Below are 16,119 nucleotides of genomic sequence, written 5' to 3' on the forward strand. Positions count from 1 at the left end.
CCCTTGCCTCTGGCTAACACTTCCCCTTGCCGGGTGTGTAGAGGACTTGCACCTCCAAGTCACCAGCGTGGCCACCATAGCCAAACTGGTTGCGCTTACGCGCAACGCGCCATGCCTGGCGCACGCAATAAAAAACCCGCTGACGAATCAGCGGGTTTCTCATTTCAGCGGCCAGGACGATCAGAAATCCTCCAACCGCCACACCTCATACGCCGGTGTCTCGTAGGGATGGCTCTGTTTCAAAGCCATCACCACCGAGCGAATCAACTCATCGGCCACGACAAGCTCGACCTTCCATTCCTCAACCTGCTCGACCTGTCCGGCCTCGCCAATGAACGGCTGACTGCCATCCAACGGACGAAACTGACCCAAGCCGAGCACCTGCCACGCACAGTGGTCATAGTCACCGATTCGGCCGCCACCGGCGGCGAATACGGCACTTTTGACCTGCTCCACATGACTGGCCGGAACAAAAAAGGAAAGCTTGTACACAGCGCTTAGTTAACCCACACGCGAGCATTACGGAACATACGCATCCACGGTGCATCTTCGTTCCACTCTTCCGAGCGCCACGAGTTCTGCACGGCGCGGAACACTCGCTCCGGGTGCGGCATCATGATGGTCACGCGACCGTCACGGCTGGTGAGGCCGGTGATCCCGCGCGGCGAGCCGTTCGGGTTGGCCGGGTAGCTTTCGGTGACCTTGCCGTGGTTGTCGACGAAACGCATCGCCACGCAACCCGACAGATCGGCTTGCAGCAGTGCTTCTTCGCTTTCGAACTCGGCATGGCCTTCACCGTGGGCAATGGCGATTGGCATGCGCGAACCGGCCATGCCTTGCAGGAAGATCGAGTTCGACTCCTGCACCTGAACCATGGCCACGCGGGCTTCGAACTGCTCGGAACGGTTACGCACGAAGTGCGGCCAGAACTCGCTGCCCGGGATCAGTTCGTGCAGGTTGGACATCATCTGGCAACCGTTGCACACGCCGAGGGTGAAGCTGTCGTTACGCTCGAAGAAACCCTGGAACGCATCACGGGCACGGCTGTTGAACAGCGCCGACTTGGCCCAGCCTTCACCGGCACCGAGAACGTCGCCGTAGGAGAAACCACCACACGCCACCAGGCCCTTGAACTCGTTCAGATCGACACGGCCGGCCAGAATGTCGCTCATGTGCACGTCGATCGCGTTGAAACCGGCGCGGTCGAACGCGGCCGCCATTTCCACCTGACCATTGACGCCCTGCTCACGCAGCACGGCAACCTGTGGGCGAATGCCTTTCTTGATGTAAGGCGCGGCGATGTCCTGGTTGACGTCGTAGCTCAGCTTGACGCTCAGGCCCGGGTTTTCTTCTTCCAGCAGGACGTCGAACTCTTGATCGGCGCAGTCGGCGTTATCACGCAGGCGCTGGATCTGGTAGCTGGTCTCAGCCCATTGGCGCTGCAGCAGGCGACGCTGGCCTTCGAACACGGTGTCGCCGTTGAAGGTGATGCTGATCTCGCCGTTGTTCATCGGCTGACCGATCACCGACACGCAGTCGCCCAGGCCCGCAGCGCTGAATTGCGCGAGGATGTCCGGAGTGGAGTCCTGGCGAACCTGGATCACTGCACCCAGTTCTTCGTTGAACAGGATCGAAGCGATGTCGGCCGATGTTTCCGCCAGACCGTCGAGGTTCAGGCTCAGGCCGCAGTGGCCGGCGAAGGCCATCTCCACGGCGCTGGTCAACAGACCGCCGTCGGAACGGTCGTGGTAAGCCAGTAGGTGGCCGTCGGCGTTGAGGCCCTGGATCACCGCGAAGAAGGCTTTCAGGTCTTCGGCGTCATCGACGTCCGGAGCCTGGCTACCGAGCTTGCCGTGAACCTGTGCCAGGATCGAAGCACCCATGCGGTTCTGGCCACGACCCAGGTCGATCAGGATCAGGTCGGTGGTGCCCTTGTCCATGCGCAGTTGCGGGGTCAGGGTCTGGCGAATGTCCGTCACTGGCGCGAAACCGGTCACGATCAGCGACATCGGCGACGTCACGGTCTTGTCCACGCCTTCGTCGTTCCAGCGAGTGGCCATGGACATCGAGTCCTTGCCCACCGGAATGGTGATGCCCAGCTCAGGGCACAGTTCCATGCCGACCGCTTTGACGGTGTCGTACAGACGCGCGTCTTCGCCCGGGTGGCCGGCAGCCGACATCCAGTTCGCCGACAGCTTGATGTCGGAGAGCTTGCCGATGCGCGAGGCTGCAATGTTGGTCAGGGTTTCACCGATGGCCATGCGACCCGACGCCGGAGCGTCCAGCAGCGCCAGCGGAGTACGCTCGCCCATGGCCATGGCTTCACCGGTGTAGACGTCGAAGCTGGTGGCGGTGACGGCAACGTCGGCCACCGGAACCTGCCACGGGCCGACCATCTGGTCACGGGCCACGAGGCCGGTGATGGTGCGGTCGCCAATGGTGATCAGGAAGCTCTTGCTGGCCACGGCCGGGTGATGCAGCACGCGCTCGACACAGTCGGCGATGTTCAGGGTCGACGGATCGAAGTCGTCGCCCAGTTCGTTTTCACGAACCACCGAACGGTGCATGCGCGGGGCTTTGCCCAGCAGCACTTCGAGCGGCATGTCCACCGGGCTGTTGCCGAAGTGGCTGTCGGTGACCGTCAGTTGCGGCTCGGCAGTGGCTTCGCCGACCACGGCGAATGGGCAACGCTCACGCTCGCAGATCGCCTTGAAGCGCTCGAAGTCGGCAGGGCCGACCGCCAGAACGTAGCGTTCCTGGGATTCGTTACTCCAGATCTCGTGCGGGGCCATGCCCGGCTCGTCGTTTGGAATGTTGCGCAGTTCGAAACGGCCACCACGGTCGCCGTCGTTAACCAGTTCCGGGAAGGCGTTGGACAGGCCGCCGGCACCCACGTCGTGAATGAAACTGATCGGGTTGTGTTCACCCAACTGCCAGCAACGGTCGATGACTTCCTGGCAACGGCGTTCCATTTCCGGGTTCTCACGCTGTACCGAAGCGAAGTCCAGGTCAGCCGAGCTGGTGCCGGTGGCCATGGAGGAAGCTGCGCCGCCACCCAGGCCGATGAGCATCGCCGGGCCGCCCAGCACGATCAGCTTGGAACCAACGAGAATTTCGCCTTTCTTGACGTGCCCTTCACGGATGTTGCCCATACCGCCGGCCAGCATGATCGGCTTGTGGTAACCGCGAACTTCATCACCGTGCGGAGTGGTGATGGATTGTTCGAAGGTACGGAAGTAGCCGGTCAACGCCGGACGGCCGAATTCGTTGTTGAATGCAGCGCCGCCCAATGGGCCTTCGATCATGATGTCCAGCGCGGTGACGATGCGCTCGGGCTTGCCGTACGGCACTTCCCACGGCTGTTCGAAGCCCGGGATCTGCAGGTTGGACACGGTGAAACCGGTCAGGCCAGCCTTCGGCTTGGCACCGCGACCGGTGGCGCCTTCGTCGCGAATCTCGCCACCGGAACCGGTGGACGCGCCGGGGAACGGAGCAATCGCGGTCGGGTGGTTGTGGGTTTCGACTTTCATCAGGATGTGCACCGGTTCCTGCACCGCGCCGTACTGGCGGGTTTCAGGATCCGGGAAGAAACGCCCGGCAACGCTGCCGACGATGACCGAAGCATTGTCCTTATAAGCCGACAGAACGCCTTCGCTGTGCATCACGTAGGTGTTCTTGATCATGCCGAACAGGCTTTTTTCCTGGCTCTCGCCGTCGATGTCCCAACTGGCGTTGAAGATCTTGTGACGGCAATGCTCGGAGTTCGCCTGGGCAAACATCATCAGTTCGATGTCGTGCGGGTTGCGCTTCAAGCCGATGAAAGCGTTGACCAGATAGTCAATCTCGTCTTCAGCCAGGGCCAGGCCCAGTTCGACGTTGGCGGTTTCCAGCGCGGCGCGACCGCCACCCAGTACGTCGATCGCCGTCAACGGCTTGGGTTCGGCGTGACTGAACAGGCCGGCAGCCTGCTCCAGGTTTTCCAGGACAATCTGGGTCATGCGGTCGTGCAGTGCATCAGCAACAAGCTGGGCCTGTACGTCGGTGAACTCACCGGTGACGTAGAAAGCGATGCCGCGCTCCAGGCGCTGGATTTTCCCCAGGCCACAGTTGCGGGCAATGTCGCTGGCCTTGCTCGACCATGGCGAGATGGTGCCGAAACGTGGCAACACCAGGAACAGGCGACCGGTCGGCTCTTGTACTGGAACGCTGGGGCCGTACTTCAGAAGGCGCGCAAGCACCTGCTGTTCGTCGCCGGTCAGGACGCCGGTAACTTCGGCGAAGTGAGCGAATTCAGCATACAGGCCACTGACAGCCGGGACCTTCTGGCTCAGTTGCTCAAGGAGTTTGCTGTGGCGAAAGGCAGAAAGGGCAGGAGCGCCGCGCAGGATCAACATCTTCGGGACAGCCTCGGGAAGGGGTGTGCTTTGAGGCCGTGCATTCTAGCCTAAACCGTCCGCGACAGCACCCGAAACGCTACGCCCGATATCGTCCGAACGTCGGCCAGGGGTTTGAGGCCTATAACCAATGCTCATCAGCTCAAGTTCAAAGGGTTATTTCAGCCCCCCTGATAAGCCCTCAATGCCCGTTCTTGAGGGCTTTGCTCGAGTTTCCGGGCCTCTAGCAGACAAGCCCTGTGCTGTCGAGATATGGCGGCCGTGGTCCTTTGCGTATACTGCGCAGATGTTTTCCCCAATGGTCTTACGTCCGCGATACGCCAAATGGCTCATCGCAACCGGACTCTTCCTGATGCTCGGCGGCTGTGTTGATAAACCCAACACCCTGGAGCGCGTAAAGGAGGATGGTGTGCTGCGCGTGGTGACGCGTAACAGCCCGGCCACCTACTTCCAGGATCGCAACGGTGAAACCGGCTTCGAATACGAGCTGGTGAAGCGCTTCGCCGACGATCTGGGGGTTGAGCTGAAGATCGAAACCGCCGACAACCTTGACGATCTGTTTGATCAGGTGGGCAAGCCTAACGGCCCGGTACTCGCTGCTGCCGGTCTGGTCAGCAGCGAGAAACGCAAGGCACAGGTCAGGTTTTCCCACTCGTATCTGGAAGTCACCCCACAGATCATCTACCGCAACGGCCAGTCACGCCCTACTAATCCGGCGGATCTGGTGGGCAAGAAGATCATGGCGCTCAAGGGCAGCACCCACGCCGAGCAATTGGCAGCGCTGAAACAGAAAAACCCCAGAATTGAATACGAAGAGTCTGACGCCGTTGAGGTCGTAGACCTACTGCGCATGGTGGACGACGGTCAGATCGATCTGACACTGGTCGATTCCAACGAAGTGGCCATGAACCAGGTGTACTTCCCTAACGTCCGGGTGGCGTTCGACCTGGGCGACGCCAGCAACCAGAGCTGGGCCGTGGCCGCCGGCGACGACAACAGCCTGCTCAACGAGATCAACACCTACCTCGACAAGGTGCAGAAAAACGGCACCCTGCAACGCCTCAAGGATCGCTATTACGGGCATGTCGACGTACTCGGCTATATGGGTGCCACCACCTTCGCCCAGCACCTGCAACAACGGCTGCCCAAGTACGAACAGCACTTCAAGATGTACGCCAAGAAAGAGAAAGTCGACTGGCGCCTGCTGGCGGCGATCGGTTATCAGGAATCGCTGTGGCAACCGACCGTCACCTCCAAGACCGGGGTGCGCGGCCTGATGATGCTGACCCAGAACACCGCGCAGGCCATGGGCGTGTCCAATCGCCTGGACGCCAGGCAAAGCATCATGGGCGGCGCCAAGTACCTAGCCTATATGAAAGATCAACTGGACGACTCGATCAAGGAGCCGGACCGCACCTGGTTTGCCCTGGCCGCGTACAACGTGGGCAGCGGCCACCTGGATGACGCACGCAAGCTGGCGGCCAAGGAAGGGTTGAACCCCAACAAGTGGCTGGACGTGAAAAAGATCCTGCCGCGCCTGTCGCAGAAGCAGTGGTACAGCAAGACGCGGTATGGCTACGCCCGTGGCGGCGAGCCGGTGCATTTCGTGGCGAACATCCGCCGCTACTACGACATCCTGACGTGGGTCACACAGCCGCAGCTAGAGGGTGACCAGATTGCCGAAGGCAACCTGCATGTACCGGGCATCGACAAGACCAAGCCGCCGCAAGACAACTCGCCGCTTTGACACTGATCGATCCCACGCTCCCGCGTCACTAGTGTCCGGTAAACATGTGTCATAGCTGAAGGCTGCCTTGGGCAGCCTTCAGCTTTTCTCGCTCCTGCCTTCGTCGGTCTTTGAATTCTTGGGTAGCAGGCCGTTCATGCAGGACATGAGCGATGCGAACCGTCAGTTCAAATAACGAGCCGGGAAACCCTGAGCGGCGCTGGAAAAGGTGCAACAGCAGGTAGCTGATCAAGGCACTGTAGATCTGTAGGCGCACGGCGTTTTCGGAGAAGGCATAGAAGCGTTTGAGTTTCAGATGTTGCTTGATCCACTTGAAAAACAGCTCGATTTTCCAACGATCTTTGTACAAATCAGCGATTTCTTCAGCGGTTCTCGCGAAGTCGTTGGTCACCAGGATCAGCGGCGTTGCATGCCCCTCGCGTGCAACCACGACACGCCTTACCGGCTCTTCCCAGTAGTCATTCAGACGTTTGCCGCCTAGGTGCTTTTTGCCGAACCGTATGACTTCATCGGTCATGACCACGCTGTGCTCAGCCACATTTGAGTGCTCGTGCAGCACCTTGATATTGGCGTTTTTCTTCAACCGGGTAACGAACAGAGCCCCCTTGGTTTGCAACTGGTGCCACCAGTTGTAATCGCAGTAGCCCTTGTCAAAGACGTAGGTCATGCCGGCCTGAATCGGCATGTCCAACGCGTCACTCAGGTCGTTGACGTTGGCGTGAGTAATGTTCACGTAGACCGGGGCCAACTGCGCCAGATCCAGCCCTACATGCACTTTAAGGCCTTGTGTAATGCGGGTTTTCGTTGCGGCAGTCCAGCCATCGAAGTGAGGCCCGCGCAAGGTAATGGACGTGGAGTCAATTAGGCTGACCATGGCGCCGACTGCCTTGCGCTGCTGGCGACTGACGCCGCGTAACAGGAGTTCGCAGAGGTCCTGGAACGGCCGGTAGTCACGCTTGTTCAAGGCATCCGACAGTGTCGAACGGGCAATGGGACCGGCCTGCAGATGGTAGCTATGCGCAGCCAGAGTCTCGGAGAAAGTTGCCAGAGACCGCAGGCTCAAGGCTTGAGTCAGATGACCGCTGATCAATGTCACCAACAATTGCCAGGACGTACAGCGTTTGACGTAACGATCAGCCTGATGCGTTTCGGTGGATTGCTGGAAGAACAGGCGCGGGATCGCACTGAGTAGTTGGGCTAAACGGGTGCTGGAAAACATGAGTCAAAATCGAGTCTGAAAGATCCGATTATGACCGAAGGCCGCCAAGAGCAAGGGGGAGCAAGCTCCCCCTTCGGTTTTTACCGGACACTAGTGACGCTCCCGCGTGGGAACGATCTACCTCAGGCTTTTGCCGCGGCTGCCAGAATCAACGCTTTCATTTCCGATACCGCCGACTTGAACCCGACGAACAGGGCATGCGCCACCAGCGCGTGGCCGATGTTCAGCTCATTGATGCCCTTGATGGCGGCGACCGCTTCAACGTTGTGATAATGCAAGCCGTGGCCAGCATTGACGATCAGGCCCTGAGCCAGGCCGCAGGCCACACCGTCGGCGACGCGCTGCAACTCTTCAGCAACTTCGGTGGGCGTCTGCGCATCGGCGTAGCGACCGGTATGCAACTCGATGGCCGGGGCGCCGACGCGTTTCGACGCCTCGATCTGGCGCTCATCGGCGTCAATGAACAGCGACACTTCACAGCCGATTTTCGCCAGGCGGTCCACCGCCGCCTTGATCCGGGCTTCCTGCCCTGCGACATCCAGGCCGCCTTCGGTGGTCAGCTCCTGACGGGTTTCCGGGACCAGACAAATGTGCGCCGGACGAATGTGCTCGGCGAACGCCATCATTTCCTCGGTGACGCCCATTTCGAAGTTCATGCGGGTTTGCAGCACGTCCTTGAGCAGCAGCACGTCGCGCTCCTGGATGTGCCGGCGATCTTCGCGCAAATGCACGGTGATGCCGTCAGCCCCCGCCTCTTCCGCATCCAGCGCCGCCTTCACGGGATCAGGGTAGCGGGTGCCCCGGGCCTGACGCAGGGTGGCAACGTGGTCGATGTTCACGCCAAGAAGAATGCGGGTGCTGGTGGTCACGGAAGCGCTCCAGAAGAAGAGAAAGTTCGGTGCACAGCATACACGGGGATACTGGGTCTGTTGACGCCAGGTGAAGGCCAGCCGGCAACAACCGCCCCTACGGCTTGCGAAACAGCTCGCGACTGACCAGCGGCCGACCGCCCAGATGGACGGCCAGTGCCTGGCGCATCAGGCGCTTGGCGGCAGGCAATGCGCCCGGCGCACTCCAGTCAGCCTCAGCCATAGCCAACAATTCGGCGCCGTTGAACAGACCGGGCTGCAGCAGGTAGACCCGCTCAAGCCCGGCATCCACCTTCAGACGGTACATACCATCGGCTTCGATGGGAGCCTGGTGAATATCCCTGTTCAGCACAAAGCCGTACCCTAGGTCATCCAGCAACCGCCATTCGAATGAACGCAGCAAGGGCTCCAGCGGACGCCCTTCGGCGAGGGCCAGCAAGGTCGCCGCGTAGTGATCGAATACCGCGGGATGGGGATCTTCGGAGGGTAGCAGGCGGATCAGCAGCTCGTTGAGGTACAGGCCACTGAACAGTGCCTCGCCATTGAGCCAGGTGGAAACGCCTGCGCTTTCCATGCGGCCAACGTTCTTCAGCTCGCCCCGCCCCCGGAATTCGACCTCCAGGGGCACGAACGGTCGCGCCAGGGTCCCCGCCTTGCCCCGCGCACTGCGCAACACCGCCCGCAGCCGGCCTTGCGGCGTGAGGAAGTCCACCAGCGCGCTGCTTTCACGATAGGCTCGAGAGTGCAGGACGTAGGCGGTTTGGCTAGGGGGTGGGGTTGAGGACATGGGTGTCTCGCTGAACTGTAGGAGCGAGCTTGCTCGCGATGGTGGATAACGATAACGCGGGCCTTCTGAATGAACGCGGCGCTCTCAAGTCCATCACAAGCAATCGAGCGTCGACCGGACGCTCCTACAGGGGGTCTTGCGATGTTTTACAGGTCGCCATAACCCAGCGAACGCAGGGCGCGCTCATCGTCGGACCAGCCGCCCTTCACCTTGACCCACAGGTTGAGCATGATCTTGGAGTCAAACAGCAGCTCCATGTCCTTGCGCGCTTCGGTGCCGATGCGCTTGATGCGCTCGCCCTTGTCGCCAATGATGATTTTCTTCTGGCCGTCACGCTCAACGAGGATCAAGGCATGGATATGCAGGGTTTTGCCCTGCTGCTTGAACTCTTCGATTTCCACGGTGATCTGGTACGGCAGCTCGGCGCCCATCTGGCGCATGATTTTCTCGCGCACCAGTTCGGCGGCAAGGAAACGACTGCTGCGGTCGGTGATCTGGTCTTCCGGGAAGAAGTGATCGTTTTCCGGCAAGTGCCCGGAAATGACCCGCTCCAGCGCATCGAGGTTATGCCCGTGCTGGGCCGAAATCGGGATGATCTGTGCATTCGGCAGCTGTTCCTGCAACCAGCTCAGGTGCGGCATCAACTCGGCTTTGTCTTCGATGCGGTCGGTCTTGTTCAGCGCCACGATCAAGGGACCGGTCACGTACTGGACACGCTCGAGGACCATCTGGTCTTCTTCGGTCCACTTGGTGCGATCCACCACGAAGATCACCACGTCGACGTCTTTCAACGCCGCCGAAGCGGTCTTGTTCATGTAGCGGTTCAGGGCCTTTTCGCCGCCTTTGTGCATACCGGGGGTGTCGACGTAGATCGCCTGGACGGCGCCTTCGGTCTTGATCCCGAGCATGTTGTGGCGGGTGGTTTGCGGCTTGCGCGAGGTGATGGCCAGCTTCTGGCCCAGAATGTGGTTCAGCAGCGTGGACTTGCCCACGTTCGGGCGGCCGACGATGGCGACATAGCCACAGCGAGTTGCAGTTGAATCAGTCATGGCCATTCTCCACGCCCAGGGCTATCAGTGCTGCGGCGGCCGCTACCTGTTCGGCAATACGACGACTCACACCCTGACCTCGGCTTTTTTCATTCAGTAAGGTGATTTCACATTCGACGAAGAACGTCCGGCAATGCGGCTCACCCTGGATATCCACCACTTCGTAACGCGGCAGCTCACAGGCACGCGACTGCAAGAACTCTTGCAGGCGGGTCTTTGGATCTTTGTTGGTGTCGACCAGTGTCAGGCTCTCGAACTCGGACGTCAGCCAGGCCAGCACGCGTTCGCGCGCCATATCCATGCCGGCGTCCAGGTAGATCGCACCGATCAGCGCCTCAAGGGCATCGGCGAGGATCGATTCGCGGCGGAAACCACCGCTCTTCAACTCGCCGGAACCCAGGCGCAGGTACTCGCCCAGGTCGAAACCGCGCGCCAGCACCGCCAGCGTCTCACCCTTCACCAGGCGCGCGCGCAAACGCGACAACTGGCCTTCACGGGCCAACGGGAAGCGGTCGAACAGCGCCTCACCGGCGACGAAATTGAGGATGGCGTCGCCGAGAAATTCCAGGCGTTCGTTGTTACGCCCGGCAAAGCTGCGGTGAGTGAGGGCCAGGATCATCAGTTCCTGATCCTTGAAGGTATAACCGAGCTGACGCTCGAGACGACTTAAAGAGACGCTCACGGTTTACCCACGCTGAGTTCGTGGTCGACTTCCTTCAAAGCGTAGCTGCGAAGGCCTGGGACAATTAACGCTGTGTTCAAAAATTACATCCTGAGTATCGTTGTCAGCACGCTGGCGGCGACGTTCTGTCGGTGCCAGAAATGCATTCGGCGCTGTGTTCAACAGCGCCGTGTGTGATTACTTGATCAGGCCAACCCGCGAAAAATTCGGCAGATGACCGAGTTTGGGTTCCGGCCAGCTCATCCAGACCGCGAAAGCCTTGCCGACGATGTTCTGGTCGGGAACCATGCCCAGCAGGTTCTTGGGAATGCTCGGATCATCCCAGTAGCGACTGTCGTTGGAGTTGTCGCGGTTGTCGCCCATCATGAAGTAGTGCCCGGCAGGCACGGTCCAGGAACGATCAGGCGTTGCACGGTAGCGGCTCATTTCCTTGCGGATCATGTGCTCGGCGACGCCCAGTTTTTCCTTGTAGAGCTCGGCACTGCCCAGCGTACCTGGCTCGGAGCCGACCAGTTGCTCGGCGATCGACTGGCCATTGACGAACAGGCGCTTGTCGGCGGTGTAGCGAATCTGGTCGCCCGGAAGGCCCACTACACGCTTGATGTAGTTGACGTTAGGGTCGCTTGGATAGCGAAACACCATCACATCCCCGCGCTGTGGCTCGCCGACTTCGATGACTTTCTTGTCGAGTACCGGCAAGCGGATCCCGTAAGAAAACTTGTTCACCAGAATGAAGTCACCCACATCCAGGGTCGGTTTCATCGAACCGGACGGAATCTGGAACGGCTCGACCAGAAACGAACGCAGCACCAGCACGATGAACAGCACCGGGAAGAACGATTTGCCGTATTCAACCAGCAAAGGTTCTTTGTTCAGCTTCTCGACCACCACCATGTCGGGTTGGCTGACACTGCCCTGATAAGAGGCAATGGCAGAACGCCGACGCGGTGCCAGAAACACCAGATCGAGCAACGCCAACAGACCGCAGACGAAGACAGCGATGACCAGCAACAGCGGGAAATTTAGTGACATAGGACCTAACTATCCAACCTGAGCACAGCAAGGAAGGCTTCTTGTGGAATTTCCACGTTACCGACCTGCTTCATGCGTTTTTTACCGGCCTTTTGCTTTTCCAACAGCTTGCGCTTACGGCTGACGTCGCCGCCGTAGCATTTGGCCAATACGTTCTTTCTGAGTGCCTTGACGGTTGTCCGCGCCACAATCTGCCCGCCAATGGCGGCCTGGATGGCAACGTCGAACATCTGCCGCGGAATCAGCTCTTTCATCTTCTCGGTCAACGCACGACCTTTGTAGTGCGCATTGTCGCGGTGCACGATCAACGCCAGGGCGTCGACTTTCTCACCGTTGATCAGTACATCCAGCTTCACCAGATTAGCTGATTGGTAACGATCGAAGTGATAGTCCAGCGAAGCATAGCCACGGCTGGTGGATTTCAGGCGATCGAAGAAGTCCAGGACCACTTCGTTCATCGGCAAATCGTAGGTCACCTGGACCTGGGAGCCGAGGAACAGCATGTCGTGCTGGACGCCACGCTTCTCGATGCACAGGGTAATGACGTTGCCCAGGTGCTCTTGCGGTACAAGAATGTTGGCCCGAACGATCGGTTCGCGCATGTCTTCGATGGCCGACAGGTCAGGCAACTTGGACGGGTTATCGACGTAGATCGTCTCACCGCTCTTGAGCAGCAGTTCGAAGATTACTGTCGGCGCGGTGGTGATCAGGTCCAGGTCGTACTCGCGCTCCAGGCGCTCCTGGATGATTTCCATGTGCAGCATGCCGAGGAACCCGCAACGGAAGCCGAAGCCCAGCGCGTCGGAGCTTTCCGGGGTGTATTGCAGCGATGAGTCGTTCAGGGTGAGCTTTTGCAGCGCTTCGCGGAAATCTTCGAAGTCGTCGGAGCTGACCGGGAACAGGCCGGCGTAAACCTGCGGCTGAATGCGCTTGAAGCCTGGCAGCACGTCGACGTCTGGCGTCGAGCTCAAGGTCAGGGTGTCACCCACCGGCGCACCGTGAATGTCCTTGATGCCGGCGATGATGAAGCCTACTTCACCGGCCTTCAGGTCAACGGTGGCGGTGTGTTTCGGGTTGAATACGCCGACGCTGTCCACCAGGTGGATCTTGCCGGTGGACTTCACCAGGATCTTGTCGCCCTTTTTCACGCGGCCGTGGCGCACGCGAACCAGAGACACGACGCCCAGGTAGTTGTCGAACCAGGAGTCGATGATCAACGCCTGCAGCGGATCTTCGATGTTGCCGGTCGGCGCAGGAATAGTCGTTACCAGGCGTTCCAGCACTTCATCGACGCCCAGACCGGTCTTGGCACTGCAAGTCACCGCGTCAGTGGCATCGATGCCGATGATTTTCTCGATTTCTTCCTTCACGCGGTCTGGATCGGCCTGTGGCAGGTCGATCTTGTTCAGTACCGGCATCACTTCCAGGCCCTGCTCGATGGCGGTGTAGCAGTTGGCTACGGACTGGGCCTCGACACCTTGACCGGCGTCGACCACCAGCAGCGCACCCTCACAGGCCGCCAGGGAGCGGCTGACTTCATAGGTGAAGTCGACGTGGCCCGGGGTATCAATGAAGTTCAACTGGTAGGTAACGCCGTCACGCGCCGTGTAATACAGGGTGACGCTGTGGGCCTTGATGGTGATCCCGCGTTCACGCTCAAGGTCCATGGAGTCCAGTACCTGGGCTTCCATTTCGCGCTCGGCCAGGCCGCCGCACATCTGGATGAAGCGATCGGCCAGCGTCGACTTGCCATGGTCAATGTGGGCGATGATGGAGAAATTGCGGATATGACTCAAATCACTCACGGATCAACACTCAAAAAGGCTGCAGGCATAGCCCGCCGAAAAATAGCCGGGAATTGTACCTGATACACGACGCAAGCGTCACGCTTGCAGGTCAATGGCGTCGAATGCAAAAACGCCCCGCTCTTGCGAGCGGGGCGTCTAATAGGCTCAGCAAAGACTGAAAATACTGCGTTCAACCCGCTCGGCGCAGCAGCCAGAAGCCTGCCAGCGCGCAGACTCCGGCCGGCAACAGCACCGCAAACAGCGGCGGAAAACCGAACACCAGGCTCGAGGGTCCCAGCAAATCCTGGACGATACGGAAGGTAAAGCCCACCAGCACCCCGGTGAACACCCGCTGCCCCAGAGTCACCGAACGCAGTGGACCGAAGATGAAGGAAATCGCCATCAACACCAGTGCCGCGGTGACCAGCGGTTGCAACACCTTGACCCAAAATGCCAGCCAGTAACGACCGTTGTTCAGCCCCTGCTCCGCCAGGTAGTGGATGTAACCCCACAAACCGGTGATCGACAGAGAGTCCGGCGCCATCACTACAGTACTGAGCAATTGCGGGCTCAGGGTCACATTCCAGCGCTCCGACGGCGTATTCACCACTTCACTGCGCTTGTCGTGGAACAACGTGGTGGTGACTTCGCTCAGCATCCAGTGATCGGTGTCGAACTCGGCACGCCTGGCGAAGCTCGACGACAGCAGATGCCGTTCGTTGTCGAAACGATAGCGGGTCACCCCATATAACAGGCCGTTAGGCTGCACGGCGTTGACATGAATGAACTCGTCGCCCTGACGGTGCCACAAGCCGTGCTTGGCACTTTGCGAATTGCCACTGCCCTGAGCCAGCGAACGATTGGCCTGAGCAATGGTTTCCGTCGCCGGCGCCACGTACTCACCAATCAGCAGGCCGGCCACCATCAGGACCAGCATCGGCTTCATCACGGCCCAGACGATCCGCCCGATCGACACGCCCGCCGCACGCATGATGGTCAGTTCACTGTTGCTGGCCAGACCTCCAAGCCCGATCAGGCAACCGATCAGCGCCGCCATCGGCAACATGTCGTACAGGCGACGTGGCGCCGTCAGCAGCACATAGCTCAGGACATCCATCACGGTGTAGGTGTCGCTGGCATCACCCATTTCATCGATGAACGCGAACAGCGTCGCCAGCCCGAGAATAATCCCCAGTACCGCCAGGATCGCCAGGAACACACTGCTACCAATGTAGCGATCGAGCTTAACCACGAGCCACCTCCAACGTGCTGCGGCGACTCGCCATTTTCAAGCGCAACGGTTCCCAGTACAGCAAGCCCAGGCCAATGGCCAGGAAGATCCCGTGAACCCACCACAGGCCCAACGCGGGCGGCAGGTTGCCTTTTTCCAGGGCGCCGCGCGCGGCAATCAGGATAGTCAGGTAGGCCATGTAGAGAAGAATCGCCGGCAGCAGCTTGAGGAAACGGCCCTGGCGCGGATTGACCCGCGACAACGGCACCGCCATCAGGGTCACGATGAAGACCAGCAACGGCAACGACAGGCGCCATTGCAATTCGGCATAGGAGCGCACGTCATCGTTGCCCATCAGCGTGCGGGTGCTGATTGCATCACGATCGGTCACTTCGTCACTGACATCAGGCTTTGGCAGCAGCATGCCATGGGTGTCGTACTTGATGACCCGGTAATCGGCCTGCCCCGGGCTACCGTCGTAGCGATAACCGTTTTCCAGGATCAGATAGCGATTGCCGTCCGGCATGATTTCCTGACGACCGCTTTCAGCTACCAGGACCGAGATACCGCGGTCCTTTTTGTCGGAGGAGAGATTCTTTTGCGACATGAATACCCCCGACAGATTGATACGGTCGTCCGACAGCTTCTCGGTGTAGGTCACCCGAGTACCATCGCGCAGGGCCTGGAAACGGCCTGGCTCCAACGTATCGAATTCGGTCAGCGCGTCCTGGGAGTTCAGCAGCAATTGAAACTGATTGGCACCTTGCGGGGCCAGGCTCAGGCTCAGCCACGCCACCAGCAAGGCAACCAGCGTGGCCGGAAACAAGGTATAGGCAAACAGCCGCTGCTGGCTCATGCCAGTGGCCGAGAGCACGGTCATCTCGCTTTCCAGGTAGAGACGGCCGTAGGCCAGCAGAATCCCCAGGAACAGCCCCAGCGGCAGGATCAGCTGCAGGAACCCCGGCAGGCGAAAGCCCATGATCAGGAACAGCGAACCCGGATCCAGAAGCCCCGCGGCAGCCTGGGCAAGGTATTTGATGAAGCGTCCGCTCATGATGATGACCAACAGCACGGCGCTGACAGCGCTCAGGGTCACCAGGACTTCGCGGGACAGATAACGGAAGACGATCAAACCAGACACTCCAGGGTTGTCAGGCTAAGGCGGCCAAACAAGCAAACAGCGGCCAGCAAGGCTGAGCCACTCGAAAAGATGCCGCATTATCCTGTGATTGGTCGCGCCTGTCACTTCGCACGCTCAAGCAGGCATGCAATGCATTAAAGATCAGCTTGGCGAGGGTTGTCTGGCTCGGGCGCGAGGTTCA

Annotated in this window: 12 protein-coding genes; 1 reads left to right on the top strand and 11 read right to left on the bottom strand. The window is 59.8% G+C overall.

What is annotated here, in order from left to right:
- Positions 1–180: 180 nt before the first annotated feature.
- Together CKW07_RS10665 and purL are read right to left on the bottom strand one after the other, a co-directional pair.
- Positions 181–492, bottom strand: a complete 312-nt coding sequence (locus tag CKW07_RS10665; RefSeq protein WP_095144867.1) for a YqfO family protein — start codon at positions 490–492, stop codon at positions 181–183.
- A gap of 5 nt (positions 493–497) precedes the next feature.
- Positions 498–4,394, bottom strand: a complete 3,897-nt coding sequence (purL, locus tag CKW07_RS10670) for a phosphoribosylformylglycinamidine synthase (protein ID WP_095144868.1) — start codon at positions 4,392–4,394, stop codon at positions 498–500.
- A 286-nt stretch (positions 4,395–4,680) separates the two neighbouring features.
- Here purL and mltF point away from each other — a divergent pair, with 286 nt between their 5' ends.
- Positions 4,681–6,141, top strand: a complete 1,461-nt coding sequence (gene mltF / locus CKW07_RS10675; RefSeq protein ID WP_095144869.1) for a membrane-bound lytic murein transglycosylase MltF — start codon at positions 4,681–4,683, stop codon at positions 6,139–6,141.
- Positions 6,142–6,190: 49 nt separating this feature from the next.
- Here the strand turns inward: mltF and CKW07_RS10680 are convergent, their stop codons facing one another.
- From CKW07_RS10680 to lptF, 9 genes are all read right to left on the bottom strand, one after another.
- Complete coding sequence (locus tag CKW07_RS10680) at positions 6,191–7,360, bottom strand: IS4 family transposase (protein ID WP_095144870.1); 1,170 nt, start codon at positions 7,358–7,360, stop codon at positions 6,191–6,193.
- Between the two features lie 122 nt (positions 7,361–7,482).
- Positions 7,483–8,229 carry a pyridoxine 5'-phosphate synthase gene (gene pdxJ, locus CKW07_RS10685; RefSeq protein ID WP_095144871.1) on the bottom strand — a complete coding sequence of 249 codons (747 nt, stop codon included), beginning with the start codon at positions 8,227–8,229 and terminating at the stop codon, positions 7,483–7,485.
- Positions 8,230–8,326: 97 nt separating this feature from the next.
- Entirely contained in the window at positions 8,327–9,016 is a 690-nt protein-coding gene (recO, locus tag CKW07_RS10690; protein ID WP_095144872.1) for a DNA repair protein RecO, read from the bottom strand.
- Between the two features lie 146 nt (positions 9,017–9,162).
- Entirely contained in the window at positions 9,163–10,065 is a 903-nt protein-coding gene (gene era, locus CKW07_RS10695) for a GTPase Era (RefSeq protein WP_095077626.1), read from the bottom strand.
- Positions 10,058–10,747 carry a ribonuclease III gene (rnc, locus tag CKW07_RS10700; RefSeq protein ID WP_095077627.1) on the bottom strand — a complete coding sequence of 230 codons (690 nt, stop codon included), beginning with the start codon at positions 10,745–10,747 and terminating at the stop codon, positions 10,058–10,060. The genes era and rnc overlap by 8 nt, the downstream gene beginning before the upstream one ends.
- A gap of 177 nt (positions 10,748–10,924) precedes the next feature.
- Positions 10,925–11,779 (bottom strand): signal peptidase I, encoded by an 855-nt coding sequence (lepB, locus tag CKW07_RS10705; protein ID WP_095077629.1) that lies wholly within the window; start codon positions 11,777–11,779, stop codon positions 10,925–10,927.
- Positions 11,780–11,784: 5 nt separating this feature from the next.
- On the bottom strand, positions 11,785–13,584 hold the full coding sequence (gene lepA / locus CKW07_RS10710) for a translation elongation factor 4 (protein WP_095144873.1): 1,800 nt from the start codon (positions 13,582–13,584) through the stop codon (positions 11,785–11,787).
- Between the two features lie 172 nt (positions 13,585–13,756).
- A complete protein-coding gene (gene lptG, locus CKW07_RS10715; protein WP_095144874.1) occupies positions 13,757–14,818 on the bottom strand; it encodes an LPS export ABC transporter permease LptG in 1,062 nt (353 codons plus the stop codon).
- Positions 14,811–15,929 (bottom strand): LPS export ABC transporter permease LptF, encoded by a 1,119-nt coding sequence (gene lptF / locus CKW07_RS10720; protein ID WP_095144875.1) that lies wholly within the window; start codon positions 15,927–15,929, stop codon positions 14,811–14,813. The genes lptG and lptF overlap by 8 nt, the downstream gene beginning before the upstream one ends.
- Positions 15,930–16,119 lie beyond the last annotated feature (190 nt).

Source organism: Pseudomonas sp. Irchel s3b6, assembly GCF_900187415.1.
Lineage (GTDB): Bacteria > Pseudomonadota > Gammaproteobacteria > Pseudomonadales > Pseudomonadaceae > Aquipseudomonas.

What these genes read in the sequence shown, in the direction of transcription:
- purL (WP_095144868.1), bottom strand. Translation starts at nt 4,394, where the DNA reads ATGTTGATCCTGCGCGGCGCTCCTGCCCTTTCTGCCTTTCGCCACAGC.
- mltF (WP_095144869.1), top strand. Translation starts at nt 4,681, where the DNA reads ATGTTTTCCCCAATGGTCTTACGTCCGCGATACGCCAAATGGCTCATC.
- CKW07_RS10680 (WP_095144870.1), bottom strand. Translation starts at nt 7,360, where the DNA reads ATGTTTTCCAGCACCCGTTTAGCCCAACTACTCAGTGCGATCCCGCGC.
- recO (WP_095144872.1), bottom strand. Translation starts at nt 9,016, where the DNA reads ATGTCCTCAACCCCACCCCCTAGCCAAACCGCCTACGTCCTGCACTCT.
- era (WP_095077626.1), bottom strand. Translation starts at nt 10,065, where the DNA reads ATGACTGATTCAACTGCAACTCGCTGTGGCTATGTCGCCATCGTCGGC.
- lepB (WP_095077629.1), bottom strand. Translation starts at nt 11,779, where the DNA reads ATGTCACTAAATTTCCCGCTGTTGCTGGTCATCGCTGTCTTCGTCTGC.